We start from the raw sequence: 17,500 nt of genomic DNA, 5'->3' as shown, positions 1-17,500 counted from the left end.
TGCACATTTAGGGCATCACGGCCTAAGCCGGGCGGATTGCTGGAAACAAGGGGGCGCGGCGAAAGCCGCGCCCTTTTGTCATTGATTTCCCCATGGGCGCGGGCGTCGGAATCGGTTAGAACAAAGCCCATGTTCAATGCACAACTCGACCAACTCACCGATTATCCGTTCCAGCGGCTGACCGATCTGCTGGGCGGTCCCGCCACCTCTGATTCGCTGGTCATGTCCATCGGCGAACCGCAGCATCCGCCGCCATCCCTGGTGGCGCGGGTTATCGGCGAACAGGCCGGATTGTGGGGGAAATATCCGCCTGCGGCGGGCAGCCCGGATTTTCGCCGCGCCGTCGCCGATTGGCTGACCCGGCGTTTCGTCCTGCCTGACGGCATGATCGACGCCGAGCGGGCTGTTTTGCCCGTGGCCGGCACGCGCGAGGCGCTTTATCTGATCGCCCAGACGGTGATCACCCCCGCCGCCTTCGGCCCATGTCAGGGCCAGCCTTTGGTGCTGCTGCCCAATCCGTTCTATCAAGTCTATGTCGGCGCCGCGGTGATGGCCGGGGCTGAGCCCTATTTCGTTGCCGGCGCCAGCGGTGCGGCGGCGCAACCCGATTACACCACCTTGCCCGATTCGGTGCTGGCACGGGTGAAGCTGGCCTATCTGTGCAGTCCGGCCAATCCGCAAGGGTCGGTGGCTGATCTTGATTTGCTGAAACGCACCATCGAATTGGCCCGGCGCTGGAATTTCGTTTTGGCGGTGGATGAATGCTATTCGGAAATTTGGGATCAGGTCGAACCGGCGGGGGCGTTGACCGCCTGCGCCCAATTGGGCGGATCACTGGATAACGTGATGGTGTTCCATTCCTTGTCCAAGCGCTCCAGCGTGCCGGGGTTGCGTTCGGGGTTCGTCGCCGGTGACGTCAACCTGATGGCGGCATTCGGGCGGTTGCGCTCGTATGGCGGGGCGGCGACGCCCCTGCCTCTTTTGGCCGCCGCCGCCGCCTTGTGGCGTGACGAAACCCATGTGCGGGAAAACCGCGATCTTTACCGGGCCAAGCTGGATATGGCCGAAAGGATTTTCGCCGGCCGTTTCGGCTTTACACGACCGCCGGGCGGGTTCTTCCTGTGGCTGGATGTGGGTGACGGCGAAAAAGCCGCGGTGGAAGTGTGGAACAAAGCCAAAATCAGGGTATTGCCCGGCAAATATCTGTCGCGGGGGGATGTTGGGGATCGTTTCATTCGCGTGGCCTTGGTGCATGATCTGACGACGACGGAAAAGGCGCTGACGCATCTGGCGCAGACGCTTTAGGGGGGGATATGGCCGCGGCCAAAAGCAGGGCGCCGAAAAACAGCTTTTTACCCAAGGGCACCGTTCCGGCCATGCGTCGGCTGGCGGCGCGTCTGGGTGGGCTGATGCTGACCATGGTGGCGCTTTTGGCAGCCATTGCCATGGCCACCGCCAATCCGCGCGATCCGTCGTTCAATACCGCCGTCGATGGCCCCGTGCACAACGCCTTGGGGGCATTGGGCGCGACTTTGGCCGATCTGCTGGATCAGGTCTTTGGTTTGGCCGGCTGGTTGGTGGTGCTGATCCCGGCTGCCTGGGGCTTACGGGTTTTGGTGCGAGCCCAGGCGCCGCGTTTTTGGGGTTTGCGTATCGCTGTGCTGCCGCTGGTGGTGGTGATGTGGGCGGTTGCCTTGGCGGCGTTGCCGTTTCCGCATCTATCCGGCGTTGCCATCGGCCCCGGCGGTGCCTTGGGCAAGGTCATCGTTGCCGCTTTGGTGGCGCCACAGGTTCCGGCCCATATGATGTGGGCGGTGGGCAGTGCTTGTCTGGGCTTGGCTTTTTTCGCCAGTATCTTCGCCTTGGGCTTGTCGCCGGCCGATTGGGCTGGTCTGGGCCTGGCCGGCAAGCGTTCATTGCAAGCGGCGGCGGCGCTGCGTCCCAATCCTGATGCGATCCGGCGTGAACCGGCGGTGACGGTGACGTCGCAGCGTTCGCCCCTGGCCCGGCCGGCGCCCATGATGATGGCCGCGGATGAGGATGAAGACGAGGACGACCCGTTCGTTCCGTCGTCCCTGACCGCCGATGAGGACGATGACCTGGACCAGATGCCGGCCCCCGGCGCCCTGGTCGAGCCCAAGCGGCCGCCGCCGGCCGCCGGCAAGCGCGAGCGCGCCGCCCGTCAAGGCAAGCTGGATTTGGGCGGACCGATCGGGGCCGGTTACGAGGTGCCGCCGCTGACGTTGCTGTCCTTGCCGCCGGAACAAAATCGCACGCATTTGTCCCAGGATTCCCTGGCCCAGAACGCCAAGATGCTGGAAAACGTGCTGGAAGATTTTGGCGTCAACGGCAAGGTGGTCAAGGTTCGTCCCGGTCCGGTGGTCACGCTGTACGAATTGGAACCGGCGCCGGGGACCAAGACCAGCCGGGTGATCGGCCTGGCCGATGACATCGCCCGTTCCATGAGTGCGTTGTCTGTGCGCATCGCCACCATTCCCGGCCGCTCGGTCATCGGGATCGAATTGCCCAATTCGCGGCGCGAGGTGGTCTTCCTGCGCGAATTGCTGGCGGCGGAACAATTTGAAAAGGCGGCGGCCAAGCTGACCTTGGTGCTGGGCAAGGATATCGGCGGTGGTCCGGTAATGGTCGATCTGGCCCGCATGCCGCATCTGCTGATCGCCGGCACCACCGGTTCGGGCAAGTCGGTGGCGGTCAACACCATGATCTTGTCGCTGCTTTATCGGCTGACGCCGGAAGAATGCCGGATCATCATGATCGACCCCAAGATGCTGGAATTGTCGGTCTATGACGGCATTCCCCATTTGCTCGCCCCGGTGGTGACCGAACCGGGCAAGGCGGTGGTGGCGTTGAAATGGGCGGTCCGCGAGATGGAAGACCGCTATCGCGCCATGAGCCAATTGGGCGTGCGCAACATCGCCGGCTATAATCAGCGCCTGCTTGAAGCGCGGGATCGCGGCGAACAATTGACCCGCACGGTGCAGACCGGATTTGACCCGGAAAGCGGCAAGCCGATCTATGAAGAACAATTGCTGGAACTAAAGGCGCTGCCCTTCATCGTCGTCATCGTCGATGAAATGGCCGATCTGATGCTGGTCGCCGGCAAGGATATCGAAGGGGCGGTGCAACGTCTGGCCCAGATGGCCCGTGCCGCTGGCATTCATTTGATCATGGCGACGCAACGTCCGTCGGTCGACGTCATCACCGGCACCATCAAGGCCAATTTCCCCACCCGTATTTCCTTCCAGGTCACCAGTAAGATCGATTCGCGCACCATCTTGGGGGAACAAGGGGCCGAGCAATTGCTGGGGCAGGGCGACATGCTGTACATGGCCGCCGGCGGCCGCATTACCCGTGTGCACGGGCCGTTCGTTTCCGATCAGGAAGTCGAACAGGTGGTCGAACATCTGCGGTCCCAAGGCGAACCGACCTATGTGGAAGCGGTGACGGAAGAGGAAGAGGGCGATTTCGGCGCTGGCGGCGGTGGCTCTGGCGGTGGTTCGGGTGATGATCTGTACGATCAGGCGGTGGCTTTGGTGGCGCGGGAAGGCAAGGCTTCGACCTCGTTCATCCAGCGCCATTTGCAGATCGGCTATAACCGCGCCGCCCGCCTGATCGAACGGATGGAGGCCGAAGGCGTGGTCGGCAAGCCCAATCATGTGGGAAAGCGCGAAATCCTGGTGCGCCAGACCCGCGACGATTTCTAAAATTTCGCCATGATCGTGGGCTAAAGCACCCAGGTCTGGTAAAGGAGAATCCGTCTTGTTGCTTCGCCGTACCCTGTTGGCCTTGATGGCGCTGCTGCCTTTGGCCCTGCCCGCCGCCGCCGCTGGCCCGCGTAAGCCGCTGTCCGATCAGGACAAGGCGGATATCGCCCGCGCCGAATCCTATATGAACGCCATCACCACCTTGAAGGCGCGGTTTCAGCAATTCGCCCCCAACGGCAGCGTCAGCGAAGGCACCGCCTATTTTTCCCGTCCGGGCCGCATGCGGCTGCAATACGATCCGCCCTCGCCCTTGCTGGTGGTCGCCGACGGAACGTTTCTGATTGTTCATGACCGCGAACTGGGCGAACCCAGCTATATCCCATTGGGATCGACCCCGGCCGGGGTGCTGGTGCGTGAAAATGTCCAGCTCGATGGCAAGGACCTGACGGTAACGCGGGTGACACGGGCGCCGGGGGTTCTTAATATCTCGTTGGTGGAAAGCGACGATGCCGGCCAAGGCGAGTTGACGTTGGTTTTCACCGATCAGCCCTTGGCCCTGCGGCAATGGCGGGTGCTTGATGCTCAGGGCAGCGTCACCACGGTTTCGCTGTTCGACGCGCAAAATGGCCTGCGCCTGGATCGCAAGCTGTTTGAATTCCAAGACCCTAAATTCACCAAGCCGAAGTTGAATGACGGCTGATATGCGGCTGACGCATGGCTGGCATGTCTTGTGCCCCATACAGATAGGGATTTCGTCTACCCATCTAGGATGAAGAGCGGCGGGGACCGCAATGGTCTTTGCCGGTGAGGTTGGTTTCCCCTGCCGATCTCACGAGACGCTTCTCACACGGAGCGATCCCGGGCGCCCGACACCCCCCTGTCGGGCGCCCATTTTATTTAAGGAAAGGCCGCGGAGCGGCCGGCGCCCGACACCCCCCTGTCGGGCACGCATTTTACTTAAGGAAAGGCCCTGCCCTTTCAGGCGTCTCCATTTTTTGGAATTTGTCGAAAGTGGTGTAAAACCACCTCCGCATTCTGCTCGAAGGGGAAAGCCATTGCGTGTCGTCACCTGGAATATCAATTCCATCCGTCTGCGCATCGAGCTGCTGCGCCAAGTGGTGGAGACCTTGCGGCCGGATGTGGTGTGTTTGCAGGAAATCAAGGTGGTGGACGAATTGTTCCCTGCCGAGGCTTGCCGGGCGTTGGGCTTCCCCCACATCGCCTTTCACGGCATGAAGGGCTATAACGGCGTCGCCATTTTGTCGAAACTGCCGATCCGCGCGACCGTCACTCCGTCGTGGTGCGGACGCGAGGACCGCCGGCATTTGGTGGCCAAGCTGGATCAGGCGGAAATTCATTGTCTGTACGTGCCGGCCGGCGGTGATATCCCTGACCCGGACAAGAACGACAAATTCGCCCATAAGCTGGAATTCCTGCGCCAGCTGACCGCGTGGTACGCCGCCAATTACACGCCCGAGGACAAGCTGATCCTGACCGGCGATCTGAATATCGCCCCGTTGGAAACCGATGTGTGGTCACACAAGCAATTGCTGTCGGTGGTCAGTCATACCCCGGTCGAGGTCGATTTGCTCAATCGCATGCAGGCCAGTCTGGGTTGGGTCGATGCCATGCGCGAATTCATTCCGCCAGACCAACGTCTGTACACGTGGTGGAGCTATCGTTCGCCCGATTGGCAAAAGAACGATCGCGGCCGCCGCCTTGACCATGTTTGGGTCAGCCCGGTCTTACGCCAGAGCCTGCGTTCGGTCGACGTGCTGCGAGACTGCCGGTCGTGGCCGCAACCTTCCGACCACGTGCCGGTGTTGGTGGAATTGGCGCTTTAGCAATTCTGGGTCAGCCAGCGGAGATACGAGCCGGCGGCGCCAGATGCGGTGGAGCCGGCTGACGATGCCGTCGGAGTTTCGACGCTACGGATTTCCGCTGGCGGACCAAGCTGTTCCTTGACGAGGCGGGCGCGTTGATCGGCAAGCTCCTTGCCTGACAGAAGGCCATCTTGGGCCACCACCGACGTCGCATTGAACGAATTGGGCGTCATCAAGGCGCCGTCTCGGCTGATCTCGGCGATTTTCTTGCCATCCTTCCAGACTTCAAGATAGGGCTTGAAAGGGGTGGGCGGTGGTGGCGGCTGTTCCTCGAAGGACAAGGGTTCGACCTGTAAGGGCTCGGCCTGCTCCAAGGATGGCTGGATCATTCCGGCAAAGACCGAGGCATCGGGCGTGATCAAGGGGCCTGTCTTGGTGAAGGGGACAAGGTTTTCGTTACCGTCAATGGCGATCCTGGTCATGATGTTCTCCCCATGGTGGACGCTTGTCACAAGCAATGGCTGTGCCAGGGGAAAGTGCCGCGATTCCGCCGAAACTCCAGCGCGAAAGCCGGCAAAATCTACCGGCGGGGCTGCACTTTCCGCCGGCGAAACTTAAGGAATAATGCGTCGGTTGGTTTTAATTGGTCGGCTCGACCGGGCGTTCCCAGCAGGGCGGAAAGCGGTCTTCCTGGTATTTGGCCATGGTGGTGGTGGCGACCACCGGCAGGATGAACAGGGCCAGTCCGGCCCATTTGGCCCGGCCGAACAGGCTGAGCAGACTGCCGACAAAGGCGACAGAGGTCATGCCCAACCAAGCCAGGCCGATCTTTGCGAATTCTTCCTGCGAACAAAGGCCGAAAGCCTGACCATCGCGCATTTCGGTTTTCAAACCGGCATCGAGATGGGTGATGACGATGGCGCACAAGGCCAGCTCGGCCGCCAACAGCAGCCGGGGCGCCCAAAGCTTTATGGTATGGTTCACCGCTGCCGCTCCTGGTCGTGAGGTCTTGTTTTACCGCGCTTGGGCGGTGGACGACCCGACTTTGGTCAAGGCGACTTATTGGGATATGGGATCAGGCGGCCAGACCGTGATGGGTTTGCAGCAGGGTATCCAAAATCAAGTCCAACCGTGCCGTCGGCAGCGGCGGGGCGTCGCCGGTTGGGCGGCCCATATGACTGCGCCACATGGCCGGTCCCTGCGGCTGGCGCAAAATGGCGGCAAGGATGTGAAGGGCCCGGCGCAAGATATTGGTCGAGCGATGGTCGCCGTAGAAATGATCCCAGGTCAGATTGTTGCCATGGACCACCAACAGGGCTTGGATCAGGGCGCGGCAATCGCGGTCCAACTCGTCACGTGCCGCCGGCCCCAGGGCGGTATCGACGAAATGGAAATAATTGGCCAGCAACGGCCGTGGCAGCACCTCGCCCAGCAACGGCTCCAGGGGGCGGACCATCAGCCGTTGGAACGGGTTGGCGCGGGCGCCGATATTGCCCTTGGGCTTGGAATGATGGGCGCGGCATTTTTCTTCCTGGGCGGCATAGGCGGGGTCCAGGGTCATGGGGCCGCGCCGGACCAGGGCGATCAGACGCTCGACATCGGCCAGATCGACCTTGCCGTTGACCGAGCGTTCGCGCAACAAGGCCTGGACCACATCCAGCACGACACTGGAGATGGCATGGCAGGCGCGGTTGTTGCTACAGGCTGCTGAGCTCATGCTGCCAGACTGTGCGCAAATCGCCGCCTGTGCGCAACTGGACTTATTGCCAGGACCTGGACTTTAGAGTGTGTCTACGTCCGTCCCGGCACCAGCCGCCGATACGACAGCGCCTCGGCCACGTGCAGGCGGTTGATTGCGTCGCGCCCATCCAGATCGGCCAGGGTGCGGGCGACCCGCAATACCCGGTGATAGCCTCGTGCCGATAGCCGCATACGCTCGGCCGCTTCGGTCAGCAGGGCGCGGCCGGCGGCGTCGGGGCTGGCCAGCTTTTCCAGCATCTCGCCGTCAAGCTGGGCATTGTTGCGGATCCCTAACGCTTGGTAGCGTTGGCTTTGGCGGGCACGGGCGGCGGCGACGCGGGCGGCGATTTCCGCCGTCCCCTCGGCGGCCGGCGGCAGGGACAGGTCGGCGGGGCTGACGGCGGGGACCTCGACATGCAGGTCGATACGGTCGAACAGCGGGCCGGAAATCTTGGTTTGGTACTCGACGCCGCATTTCGGCGCCTTGGTGCAGGCCAACCCGGCATCGCCAAGATAGCCGCACCGACACGGATTCATCGCCGCCACCAACTGAATACGGGCCGGATAGACCACATGAGCATTGGCCCGCGCCACGCTGGCCCGGCCCGATTCCAGCGGCTGGCGCAGGGCTTCCAGGGCGGCGCGCTGGAATTCCGGCAATTCATCCAAGAACAGCACGCCGTTATGGGCCAAGGAGATTTCCCCCGGCTTGGCCCGTGCCCCCCCACCGACCAGCGCCGGCACCGAGGCCGAATGGTGCGGATCGCGAAAGGGTCGTCGGCGCAACAATTTGCCTTCGCTCAAATGGCCGGCGACGGAATGAATCATGCTGACTTCCAGCGCCTCGGCCGGTTCCAGCGGCGGCAGCAGACCGGGCAAGCGGGCGGCGAGCATGGACTTGCCCGATCCGGGGGGGCCGATCATCAGCAAATTATGACCGCCGGCGGCGGCCACTTCCAAGGCGCGCTTGGCCGATTCCTGGCCCTTGATGTCACGCAAATCCAGGGGATCGCGGTCGTCGTCTTCCAGCCGGGGCTGCGGCCGGCTCAGCACCTGGGTGCCCTTGAAATGGTTGATCAGGGCCAGCAGATTGGGCGCGGCCAGCACCTCGACATCGCCGGCCCAGACCGCTTCCGGGCCTTGGGCGGCAGGGCAGATCAGGCCCTTGCCGGCGGCGTTGGCGGCGATGGCGGCGGGCAGGATTCCGGTGACCGCAGCAAGCGAGCCGTCCAGCCCCAGCTCGCCCAGGGCGATATAGCCCTGGATTTCGTCGGCCGGCAGCACCCCCATGGCGGCGAGCAGGCCCAAAGCGATGGGCAGATCGAAATGACTGCCCTCTTTCAACAGATCGGCGGGGGCCAGATTGACGGTGATGCGCTTGGGCGGCAGCGACAGGCCCAGGGCGTTGAAGGCGGCGCGCACCCGCTCGCGGCTTTCGCCCACCGCCTTGTCAGGCAGGCCGACGATGGTGAAGGCGGGCAAGCCGCTGGCGACCTGGACCTGGACGTCGATATCCAGGCAGTCGATGCCGGAAAAAGCGATGGTGGGGGCGTGGGCGGTCATTGGGGAAACGCTCTATTTAATCAAAATGGGGATGTAAACCGGGCCGCCCCCGGTGAATGGCCGCACATCGACGGCGATGCGGTCGCCCATTCTTTGACCGTCCGGTCCCTCGACCCAACCGTAAAAGAGCGAATGAGGCCCGGTTTCAGCGCGCGGCGGCGCGGCTTGAAGCGTATAGGTTTTCCCTGCCTCAAACTGATAGATTCCCAAGCCGAAACCCCAGGCGTTGCGGCCAACGGCAATGCCGAAATCAAGTCGGTGGGACCCTGGCGTCAACCTGATGGGGTCGTTCCATCCCCCCGGGCCGCCATTGGTCAGCCTTGTGTCGATTTCTACCACATAGACGCGCAAGTCGCCCTGTGTCGGATCTGGATTGAGCGTCCGCGTTCCGACGAGTGTTGCCGCATTGCTGGCGGACAGGCCAGCCGGCTGAACATAGGAATTGCTTGGGGTGCAGCCGCCGAGGAGACCGGAGCCGGCGATGAGAACGGCCGGCATGATCACTCGGCGCAGAGTTTTCAACATTCAGCTCTCCGCCTGCCGATGGATGGAATGGGGCGCGCCGCCAACGGATCGAGGGAAAGCGTCGAGCGAGAAGCACCGCAGAAAATAATGTCATTAGGTGTACCCGCTTGATCAAGCATCGCAACATAATTGTGTACAGCGACGGATCTGCTCGGGCTTTGTCACGCGGTATGGGGTTTTTCAAGGCAAGCGGGCTGGCCGTGGCCTTCCTCCGCCGGTTTGCGGCGGCGAGCGGTGGCGGCGGCGATTGGTCGGGTCGCCGTCACAGACGTTTCTTTAGCGCAACAGGGCGGCGGCAAAAACTGAATTCGCAGTTAGGGGGCAACTTCCACCGAAGTTTGTCCCCGCCCCTGGTTTTACCGGCTTCGCCCTCTTTCTAAAGATGCGCCGTCAAGCTGTTGAAAACAAGCTTTAAGCGGTGGGAACGCGGGTGGTCGAGGCCCGGCGCAGCTCGATGGCGTCCCAGATTTGCGCCTCGACGCAGACAGTGTCGAAGCGGTCGATCTCTTGGATGCCGGTGGGCGAGGTGACGTTGATCTCGGTCAGGTAATTGCCAATGATGTCGATACCGACGAAGATCAGGCCGCGTGCCCGCAGCGTTGGGCCGATGGCTTCGCAAATCTCGCGGTCGCGTGCGGTCAGTGCCGCCTTCATGGCGCGGCCGCCCACATGCAGGTTGGAACGGGCCTCGCCGGCTTGCGGCACCCGATTGACGGCGCCCGCCGCCTGGCCATCGACCAAAATGACGCGCTTGTCGCCTTCGCGCACCGCCGGCAGGTATTGCTGAACCATCACCGGTTCGCGGTAAAGCTGGGTGAACATTTCCAGCAGGCTATTCAAATTCTCGTCGTCGGGCTTGACGTGGAACACCCCGGCGCCGCCATTGCCAAACAGCGGCTTTAGCACGAGATCTTTGTATTCATTGCGAAACTCAAGGATATGCCGGCGGTCGCTGGTGATCAGGGTGGGCGGCAGCAGACCGGGAAAGTGCGTAACCAGCAATTTCTCCGGGGCGTTGCGCACATGCACCGGGTCATTGACCACCAGGGTTTGCGGGTGAATGTGTTCCAGCAGATGGGTGGCGGTGATATAGGCCATGTCAAAGGGCGGATCCTGGCGCATCAGCACCACGTCCATGGTCGCCAGATCGACCAGTTGCGCCTCGCCCAGGGTGAAATGATCGCCGGCTTGGCGGCGCACGCTCAGCGGCCGCACCCAGGCGGTGACCCGGCCGTTCTTCAAGGCCAGATCGGTGGGCAGGTAATGGAACAGGGCATGGCCGCGCCGTTGCGCTTCCAGGGCCAGGGCAAAGGTGGAATCGGCGTTGATATTGACGGATTCCATCGGATCCATCTGGATCGACACGGCAAGGCTCACCTTATCCTCCTTCAGCTCATGCGCGAGCGGATTTCCGCCAGCAATTGCTGGCCGCGGCCGCGGGCCAGCACATTATCTTCCCGTTGAATGAATTGTTCCAGAGCGGCGGCGGCGCCGGGCAGATCGTCCAGCCGCATCCGCATCAAGCCGGCCTCGCGCCAGAGGCTGGCGCGATTGGGGGCGAACAGCAAGGCGCTTTCCACCACCTTGAGCGCCGGCTCCAGCCGGCCAAGGCGCAAATGGTGCATTTTCAGGCTTTGTCGCCAGCGCAACAAAACGTCACGTGGCGACAAAGCCTGAAAGAAATCAGGCTCCAGCTCGGCGCTGGGGCCGGCATCGATCTTGTGCAACAGCCGCAAGGCCGGACAATCCAGCCTGCGGCCATCGTTACAGGCGACGATCACCCGCCCGCCCATATGGTCCGAATAGCGAATGAGCGAATGCAGCGGAAAAGCCAACATCTCCGCCCCCAGGCCGCAGCCTTCGGCGACGCTGAGCCACAGTAACGCCAGCAGATCGCCGTTACCGCGATATTGGCTGACCAGTTCGTGCAGCTCATGGCTTTCCGCTTCATCGCCGCCAAGACCGAAATGATTGTTGTCCACCAGCACGGCGGCGCTGGCCGCGGCCATGTCGGCGGCCAGCGGCTTGACCGGCAGGGTCTGGCGGACTTGTTCGATCAGGTCGTTGATCGCGGTGCGCACGGCCGGGGTATCGCTGGCCGGACGGTGGATTCGGCCCAGGGCCAAAGCCGCTTCCAGCACCGGCAGGTCGTGGTCGGCGAACTGGCCCAGATCGGCCAAAAGCTCGGTTGCGGCGCGCATTAGCCGCCGTGACGCCGGGGGTCGTTTTTCAGGCGCACGTAATTGATGATGTTCTTGACCGCGGAAACTTCGCGGGCGTGGCCGATGACCCGATTCAATTCGGCATCCGATTGAGCGATGCCCAGCAGATAGACCACGCCATCGGTGACATCGACGGTGTAGTTGATGTTGCTGACTTCCTTGTCGAACAGCATGCGGCTTTTGATTTCCTGCTGAATGCGCACGTCGCGGGCGCCGTCAATCAGGCCCGAGCTTTCGCGCACCAGCAATTCGTTATAGACCTCGCGGACGCCGGCGACCTGCCAGGTCAGCCGCACCGCGTCCTCGCGCACCTGTTCGGTCGGCACGGTGCCGGTCAGCAAGATGCGGCCTTCGCTGATGGCAAAGGTGACCTTGGAATACATATCGACGCTGTGGCGGAACCAGGCTTCGTTGACTTCGGCGCGGATCTTGGCGTCTTCGGCCGCGCCTTCGATGCCGCGTTCTTCCGAAGCGGCAACGCCGGCGGTGGCGCCGGCGCCAATGACCATGCCGACGCATCCCGACAATGCCGGAGCAGACAACAACAGAGCGGCCAGGGCCAAGGAACGATGGAGGGTCACGGGATCTTCCTTTCGATCTGCTTTGCCACGACCTTAACGGTGGCGGGCGATGCTCTCAAGCATCCATGCGCCATGCGTCGGAAATGTGGCGGGGCCAGCAACCGGGCGCCAGCAAGACGGCGTCGAAACGGGCATCGCAGCCGACCAGCCGGGGATGGGCGGCGAGGAAAGCCGCTGCCGCTCGGACGATGCGGCGCTGCTGGGCCGGGGTGATGGCTTGGGCGGCAGCGGCCAAGGTGGGGCGGACCTTGACCTCGACAAAGGCGATGGTCTTGCCGCGGCGGGCGACGATGTCGATTTCACCGGCGCCGGTGCCGCGGCCGATGGCATAGCCCCGGCTCAGGATGGCGTAGCCCTTTAGACGCAGCCACCAGACCGCCAGTGTTTCACCGCGCTGGCCGCTGCGCCACGCTTGCCGCCGAGTGATCACGGCGTCGAATCGGGGGCGGCCTGCGACAGACGCAGCGCCCGCGCATAGATATCGCGCCGGGGAAAGCCGGTTTCGGCGGCGACCAGGGCGGCGGCGTCCTTGACCGAGGCGCCGCCGGCGATGGCGGCGCGCAGACGGTCGTCGAGGTCTTCCTCGCCCAGGGGTAGCGCCTCGCCGGGCGGTGCGACCACCACCACCACCTCCCCCTTGGGGGGGGCGTCGGCATAGCGGTTGGCCAGGGTGAACAGGTCGCCTCGGGCAACTTCTTCATGCAGTTTGGTCAGTTCGCGGGCCACCGCTGCTTGGCGGGGGCCAAGCACGGCGGCCATGTCGGCCAGGGATTCGCCCAAACGGTTGGGTGATTCATAAAACATCAGCGTTGCCGGCACCGTGGCCACCTCGCGCAGGGCCTTGCGGCGGGCGGTGGACTTGTTGGGCAAGAAACCGGCAAACAGGAAACGGTCATTGGGCAGGGCTGACAATTGCAGGGCGGTCAGCATGGCCGAGGCGCCGGGCAAGGCGGTGACCATGATGCCCTCGGCGACGCAGGCCTTGACCAGTCGGTAGCCGGGATCGGAAACCAGCGGTGTGCCGGCGTCGGAAATCAAGGCGATGACCGCGCCGTCTTTGAGCCGCTTGATCAATTCGGGGCCGGCGCGTTCGGAATTATGCTCGTGATAGGACGAAAGCGGCCGGTCCAATCCCAATCGGGTCATCAACTTGCCGCTGACCCGGGTATCCTCGCAGGCGACCAGATCGGCGGCGCGCAAAACCTCGACGGCGCGATAGGTAATGTCGCCCATGTTGCCGATGGGGGTGGCGACCAGATACAGGCCTGGCGCCGGTTTACTTCCCGGCCGCAAATGTCTACCCTCGCCAAGGCCATCGATCGCCGTCGGGGAGGGTTCCGTTGCGTCGCTTTTTTGCTGCCTTGCCATTGCTTTCGGCCCTGCTGTTGAGCGGTTGTCAGCAGGCAGACTTATCACCGTGGATGAGTGGAACCAAGCCCGCACCGCAAAGTCGGAGCGAACAGGCGGTGCCGCCGGCTGATTCAGGGCAGCGCCCGCAGGTGCAATTGCCGCGTGAGCCGCCGCCGCCGCCGCCGGTAATCCGCTCCGAGGCGCCGCAACTTGTGGCGCCGCCCGCCAGTTTCCAGGGACGCGACGAAATCCGGGCGGCGTTGCTGGTGCCGCTGTCCGGCCCCTATGCCGCCTGGGGCCAAGCCATGTCCAATGCCGCCCAGTTGGCTTTGTTCGATGTGGCCGACGAACGCCTGAACCTTATTCCGCTTGATACCAAAGGCACGCCGGAAGGCGCGGTGAACGCCCTGACCCAGGCCCGGACCCAAGGCGCCGATATTATTCTTGGCCCGCTGTTCTCAGCCGAGGTCAAGGCGGTGGCGCCGCAAGCCCGGCTGTGGGGGGTGCCGACGATTTCATTCACCACCGATCGCGCCGCCCTTGGCCAGGGGGTCTATAGCGTCGGATTTCTGCCCGAATCCCAGGTGCGCCGGGTGGTTGCCCATGCCCGTGCGCAGGGGAAAGAAAAGTTCGCCCTGCTGGCCCGTTCGGATGAATACGGCCAAGCGGTGGCCGACGCCTTCCGCATTGTGGTGCCGCAGCTTGGGGGCCAGGTGGTCAAGGTGGAATTCTACGACCCCCAGGCCAAGGACGTCAGCAACACCATCAAACGCTTTACCGAGGTGGAATCCCGCACCCGCGGCCGCAGCAAGACCAGTGTCGGCCCGGTGCCGCCGCCGCCTTTCGACGCGGCGATGATCGCCGATGACGGCACCCGGCTGCGCACGGTGTCGTCGCTGGTCACCTATTACGAGGTCGATATCGACAAGGTGCCGCTGTTGGGCACCATGTTGTGGGACGATCCGCGCCTAAGCAACGAGCCGTCGTTGCAAGGCGCCTGGTTCGCCGCGCCGGCGGCCGAGGCTTATGCCGAGTTCGAACGTCGTTACGCCACCGCTTTTGCCACCCGCCCGCCCCGCGCCGGCACCTTGCGGGCGTCGCTGGCTTATGACGCCACCGCTTTGGCGGCGACCCTGGTGCGGCAAAACCTGGATTATTCCATGGCGACGCTGACCAATGCCGGCGGCTTTGCCGGCATTGACGGCTTGTTCCGTCTGCGCACCGATGGTACGCCGGAACGCGGGCTGGCCGTGCGCGAAATCGCCAAGGCGGGGATTCACGATATCGCCCCCGCCCCCACCAGCTTCGCCGCGCCAGCGGCGGGGATGTGATCTAAACCAGTTTCAGCTAAAGCGGAAATTGGTCTAGATTTCAAAAGTGGCCCGTGACGGGCCGCTCCGGCTTATCGCATGTCCACGCTTCGCGTGAAAATGCTCTAAGCCAACAAGGCGGCGGTCAGGGCGTTCAGCACTAACAGGCCGGCTTCGGTGGCGGCGATCCCCAGGGCTGTGCGTTTCAACAGACCGTCTTGTTCAAGCTGCGCACAGGCCTGGGCATCGATGACCCGCCATAAATCCAAACCGCATTGGTGCTGGAAATAGTCGGCGTTCAGTCCCTGGTTCAGGCGCAAGCCCATCATCACCAGCTCTTCCGCCCGTGTCGCCGTATCCAGTTTTTCCGTGCCCTGGCTGGCATGGCCGTCGGCTTCGACGCGCCGCAGCCAGACATCGGGGGCGCGGTGTTGGCGGGTGGCGGTATGGTTCAGCCGGCCATGGGCGCCCGGTCCGATGCCGACATAATCACCGCCGCGCCAATAGGTCAGGTTATGACGGCCCTCGCCGCCGGGGCGGGCATGGTTGGAAATCTCGTAGGCCGGCAACCCGGCCTGGGCGGTGATGGCGCGGGTCAGGCTGAACATCTCCGCCGCCCGGTCTTCGTCCGGCAAGCTAAAGTCGCCGCGGGCATGGCTGGGATAAAAGGCGGTGCCTTCCTCGATGGTCAGTTGATAGGCCGACAGATGGTCGCCGGCCAGGGTCAGCGCCTGGCTCAGCTCGGCTTCCCAGGCCGTGGTGGTTTGACCGGGCCGCGCATAGATCAGATCAAAGGAAAAGCGTGGGAAGGTCTTGGCCGCCAGATCGATGGCGGCCAAGGCTTCATCGACACCGTGGCGACGGCCAAGAAAATGCAGGTCGGCCTCGTTCAACGCCTGCACCCCCAACGACAGCCGATTGATGCCGGCGGCGCGAAAATCGCGGAAACGCTGGATTTCGACGGTGGATGGATTGGCTTCCAAGGTGATTTCGATCATGGAATCACAGGCCCAATGGCGCTGGACTCGCTCGATCAGCGCCGCCGTGGTCGCCGGTTCCATCAGGCTGGGGGTGCCGCCGCCGAAAAAGATCGAGGTCACCACGGCACTGGGTTTCCAGGCGGCGAAATAATCCAGTTCCCGCAGCAAGGCCGCCCGCCAGCGGTCTTGGTCGATGGCGTCGGCGGCGTGACTGTTGAAGTCGCAATAGGGGCATTTGGACAGGCAGAACGGCCAATGAATATAAATGCCGAAGCCGGGTGGATTTACTGGAAGCACGCCGCCACCAATTTGGCGAAGGCGTCGGCCCGGTGGCTGATGGCGTGCTTGGCCGCCGCGTCCATCTCGCCAAAGGTCAGGCTGCCGCCAAGCGGCAGAAAGAACGGGTCATAGCCGAAACCGTGAGCGCCGCGCGGCGGCCAGACGATCTCGCCTTTGACCACCCCTTCGAAGGTTTCCACATGACCGTCGGGCCAGGCCAGGGCCAGGGCGCAGACGAAGCGGGCGGCACGGTCGGCGGTGGCGCCCATCTTGGCGTGCACAGCGGCCATGGCGGCGGCGAAATCCTTGCTCGGTCCGGCCCAGCGGGCGGAATAGATGCCGGGGTCGCCGCCCAAGGCATCCACCGCCAGACCGGAATCATCGGCCAGCGCCGGCAGGTTGGCGGCCCTGGCGGCGGCCAGGGCCTTTAATTCGGCATTGGCGGCAAAGGTCGTTCCGGTTTCTTCCGGTTCGGCCAGCCCCAGGGTTGCCGCCGAAATCACGTCGGTCTGGAAACTGGCCAGCAGGTCGCCGATTTCGCGCACCTTGCCGGCATTGTGGCTGGCGATGACCAGCTTGCCGCCCTTGAACTTTCGGTTCATGCCAATCCCACCGCCTTCTTTTGCAGCAGCGCCAGTTCGGTCACGCCCTTTTCCGCCAGTTCCAGCAATTGGGTGAACTGATCGCGGGAAAACGGGCGTTCCTCGGCGGTGCCTTGAACCTCGACGATGCCGCCGGTACCGGTAAGAACGAAATTGGCGTCGGCCTGGGCCGACGAATCTTCCGGGTAATCCAGGTCAAGGACGGCAACGCCTTCATAGATGCCGCAGGAAATGGCGGCGACCTGATCGATCAGCGGCACCGCCGGCAACTTGCCGGCCGCCACCAGCTTTTGAAAAGCCAAGTGCAGGGCAACCCAGGCGCCGGTGATCGACGCGGTGCGGGTGCCGCCATCGGCTTGCAGGACGTCGCAATCCAGCTTGATCTGCATTTCGCCCATGGCCTTGAGGTCGGTGACGGCGCGTAACGAGCGGCCGATCAGGCGCTGAATTTCATGGGTGCGGCCCGATTGCTTGCCCCTGGCCGCTTCACGGTCGGTACGGGTGTGGGTCGAGCGCGGCAGCATGCCGTATTCGGCGGTGACCCAACCCTTGCCGGTATTGCGCAGGAACGGGGGAACCCGTTCTTCCACCGAAGCGGTGCACAGCACATGGGTGTCGCCGAACTTGGCCAGACACGACCCTTCGGCGTGGCGGGAAAAACCGGTTTCCAGGCGAATGTCGCGCATTTGGTCGAAAGCACGGCCGGAGGGGCGATGGGACATGGTGGGTCCTTAAGCTTAAGGTCGGGAAGAAAATCGTGCGAACCCTAGCGATTCCCCGTCTTCGGGGGAACCCCCCAC

The 17,500-nt window shown here is 63.4% G+C and carries 18 protein-coding genes; 5 read left to right on the top strand and 13 right to left on the bottom strand.

Features of this window, described 5'->3' with window-relative positions:
* Positions 1-129 precede the first annotated feature (129 nt).
* The 4 genes from KEC16_RS13220 to KEC16_RS13205 all read left to right on the top strand — a co-directional run bounded on the left by KEC16_RS13220 (position 130) and on the right by KEC16_RS13205 (position 5,569).
* Complete coding sequence (locus tag KEC16_RS13220) at positions 130-1,305, top strand: aminotransferase class I/II-fold pyridoxal phosphate-dependent enzyme (protein ID WP_211549667.1); 1,176 nt, start codon at positions 130-132, stop codon at positions 1,303-1,305.
* An 8-nt stretch (positions 1,306-1,313) separates the two neighbouring features.
* On the top strand, positions 1,314-3,725 hold the full coding sequence (locus KEC16_RS13215) for a DNA translocase FtsK (protein WP_211549665.1): 2,412 nt from the start codon (positions 1,314-1,316) through the stop codon (positions 3,723-3,725).
* A 58-nt stretch (positions 3,726-3,783) separates the two neighbouring features.
* A complete protein-coding gene (locus tag KEC16_RS13210) occupies positions 3,784-4,425 on the top strand; it encodes a LolA family protein (RefSeq protein ID WP_249209167.1) in 642 nt (213 codons plus the stop codon).
* A 355-nt stretch (positions 4,426-4,780) separates the two neighbouring features.
* Positions 4,781-5,569, top strand: a complete 789-nt coding sequence (locus tag KEC16_RS13205; protein WP_211549663.1) for an exodeoxyribonuclease III — start codon at positions 4,781-4,783, stop codon at positions 5,567-5,569.
* Here KEC16_RS13205 and KEC16_RS13200 read toward each other — a convergent pair.
* The 10 genes from KEC16_RS13200 to rsmI form a co-directional block, all read right to left on the bottom strand.
* Entirely contained in the window at positions 5,566-6,030 is a 465-nt protein-coding gene (locus KEC16_RS13200) for a hypothetical protein (protein WP_211549661.1), read from the bottom strand. The two genes, KEC16_RS13205 and KEC16_RS13200, sit on opposite strands and share 4 nt — an antisense overlap.
* Before the next feature lie 157 nt (positions 6,031-6,187).
* Complete coding sequence (locus KEC16_RS13195) at positions 6,188-6,532, bottom strand: hypothetical protein (protein WP_211549659.1); 345 nt, start codon at positions 6,530-6,532, stop codon at positions 6,188-6,190.
* Positions 6,533-6,623: 91 nt separating this feature from the next.
* Positions 6,624-7,265 (bottom strand): hypothetical protein, encoded by a 642-nt coding sequence (locus tag KEC16_RS13190; RefSeq protein WP_211549657.1) that lies wholly within the window; start codon positions 7,263-7,265, stop codon positions 6,624-6,626.
* 74 nt (positions 7,266-7,339) lie between these two features.
* Positions 7,340-8,851 (bottom strand): YifB family Mg chelatase-like AAA ATPase, encoded by a 1,512-nt coding sequence (locus tag KEC16_RS13185; RefSeq protein WP_211549656.1) that lies wholly within the window; start codon positions 8,849-8,851, stop codon positions 7,340-7,342.
* Between the two features lie 12 nt (positions 8,852-8,863).
* On the bottom strand, positions 8,864-9,376 hold the full coding sequence (locus KEC16_RS13180; RefSeq protein ID WP_211549653.1) for a hypothetical protein: 513 nt from the start codon (positions 9,374-9,376) through the stop codon (positions 8,864-8,866).
* Between the two features lie 411 nt (positions 9,377-9,787).
* Positions 9,788-10,753, bottom strand: coding sequence for a glutathione synthase (gene gshB / locus KEC16_RS13175; RefSeq protein WP_211549652.1), 966 nt, complete (start codon positions 10,751-10,753; stop codon positions 9,788-9,790).
* A gap of 11 nt (positions 10,754-10,764) precedes the next feature.
* Positions 10,765-11,577: a transglutaminase family protein gene (locus KEC16_RS13170; protein ID WP_211549649.1), complete on the bottom strand. Its 813-nt coding sequence runs from the start codon at positions 11,575-11,577 to the stop codon at positions 10,765-10,767.
* The gene (locus KEC16_RS13165) at positions 11,577-12,179 is read right to left on the bottom strand and encodes a BON domain-containing protein (RefSeq protein WP_346344083.1); all 603 of its coding nucleotides are present in this window, start codon (positions 12,177-12,179) and stop codon (positions 11,577-11,579) included. Before KEC16_RS13165 ends, KEC16_RS13170 begins: the two co-directional genes overlap by 1 nt.
* Positions 12,180-12,234: 55 nt before the next feature.
* Positions 12,235-12,609, bottom strand: a complete 375-nt coding sequence (locus KEC16_RS13160; protein WP_211549647.1) for a YraN family protein — start codon at positions 12,607-12,609, stop codon at positions 12,235-12,237.
* A complete protein-coding gene (gene rsmI / locus KEC16_RS13155) occupies positions 12,606-13,472 on the bottom strand; it encodes a 16S rRNA (cytidine(1402)-2'-O)-methyltransferase (protein ID WP_283091919.1) in 867 nt (288 codons plus the stop codon). Before rsmI ends, KEC16_RS13160 begins: the two co-directional genes overlap by 4 nt.
* Positions 13,473-13,600: 128 nt before the next feature.
* Here rsmI and KEC16_RS13150 point away from each other — a divergent pair, with 128 nt between their 5' ends.
* Entirely contained in the window at positions 13,601-14,860 is a 1,260-nt protein-coding gene (locus KEC16_RS13150; protein WP_211549643.1) for a penicillin-binding protein activator, read from the top strand.
* A gap of 104 nt (positions 14,861-14,964) precedes the next feature.
* Here the strand turns inward: KEC16_RS13150 and hemW are convergent, their stop codons facing one another.
* From hemW to rph, 3 genes are read right to left on the bottom strand one after another with little or no spacing between them, the layout of a single operon-like run.
* Positions 14,965-16,116: a radical SAM family heme chaperone HemW gene (gene hemW / locus KEC16_RS13145; protein WP_211549641.1), complete on the bottom strand. Its 1,152-nt coding sequence runs from the start codon at positions 16,114-16,116 to the stop codon at positions 14,965-14,967.
* Positions 16,104-16,700 (bottom strand): RdgB/HAM1 family non-canonical purine NTP pyrophosphatase, encoded by a 597-nt coding sequence (gene rdgB, locus KEC16_RS13140; RefSeq protein ID WP_211549639.1) that lies wholly within the window; start codon positions 16,698-16,700, stop codon positions 16,104-16,106. Before rdgB ends, hemW begins: the two co-directional genes overlap by 13 nt.
* Entirely contained in the window at positions 16,697-17,422 is a 726-nt protein-coding gene (gene rph, locus KEC16_RS13135; protein WP_211549637.1) for a ribonuclease PH, read from the bottom strand. The genes rdgB and rph overlap by 4 nt, the downstream gene beginning before the upstream one ends.
* Positions 17,423-17,500: the final 78 nt, after the last annotated feature.

The organism is Magnetospirillum sulfuroxidans (genome assembly GCF_018224925.1).
Lineage (GTDB): Bacteria > Pseudomonadota > Alphaproteobacteria > Rhodospirillales > Magnetospirillaceae > Magnetospirillum > Magnetospirillum sulfuroxidans.
The sequence above is the reverse complement of the archived record's forward strand: the minus strand, read 5'-3'. Positions and strand labels throughout refer to the sequence as shown.

Excerpts from the sequence above, each read along its gene's own strand:
- KEC16_RS13220 (WP_211549667.1), top strand. The coding sequence starts at position 130 with ATGTTCAATGCACAACTCGACCAACTCACCGATTATCCGTTCCAGCGG.
- KEC16_RS13215 (WP_211549665.1), top strand. The coding sequence starts at position 1,314 with ATGGCCGCGGCCAAAAGCAGGGCGCCGAAAAACAGCTTTTTACCCAAG.
- KEC16_RS13200 (WP_211549661.1), bottom strand. The coding sequence starts at position 6,030 with ATGACCAGGATCGCCATTGACGGTAACGAAAACCTTGTCCCCTTCACC.
- KEC16_RS13190 (WP_211549657.1), bottom strand. The coding sequence starts at position 7,265 with ATGAGCTCAGCAGCCTGTAGCAACAACCGCGCCTGCCATGCCATCTCC.
- KEC16_RS13185 (WP_211549656.1), bottom strand. The coding sequence starts at position 8,851 with ATGACCGCCCACGCCCCCACCATCGCTTTTTCCGGCATCGACTGCCTG.
- KEC16_RS13180 (WP_211549653.1), bottom strand. The coding sequence starts at position 9,376 with ATGTTGAAAACTCTGCGCCGAGTGATCATGCCGGCCGTTCTCATCGCC.
- KEC16_RS13170 (WP_211549649.1), bottom strand. The coding sequence starts at position 11,577 with ATGCGCGCCGCAACCGAGCTTTTGGCCGATCTGGGCCAGTTCGCCGAC.
- KEC16_RS13150 (WP_211549643.1), top strand. The coding sequence starts at position 13,601 with ATGAGTGGAACCAAGCCCGCACCGCAAAGTCGGAGCGAACAGGCGGTG.
- rdgB (WP_211549639.1), bottom strand. The coding sequence starts at position 16,700 with ATGAACCGAAAGTTCAAGGGCGGCAAGCTGGTCATCGCCAGCCACAAT.
- rph (WP_211549637.1), bottom strand. The coding sequence starts at position 17,422 with ATGTCCCATCGCCCCTCCGGCCGTGCTTTCGACCAAATGCGCGACATT.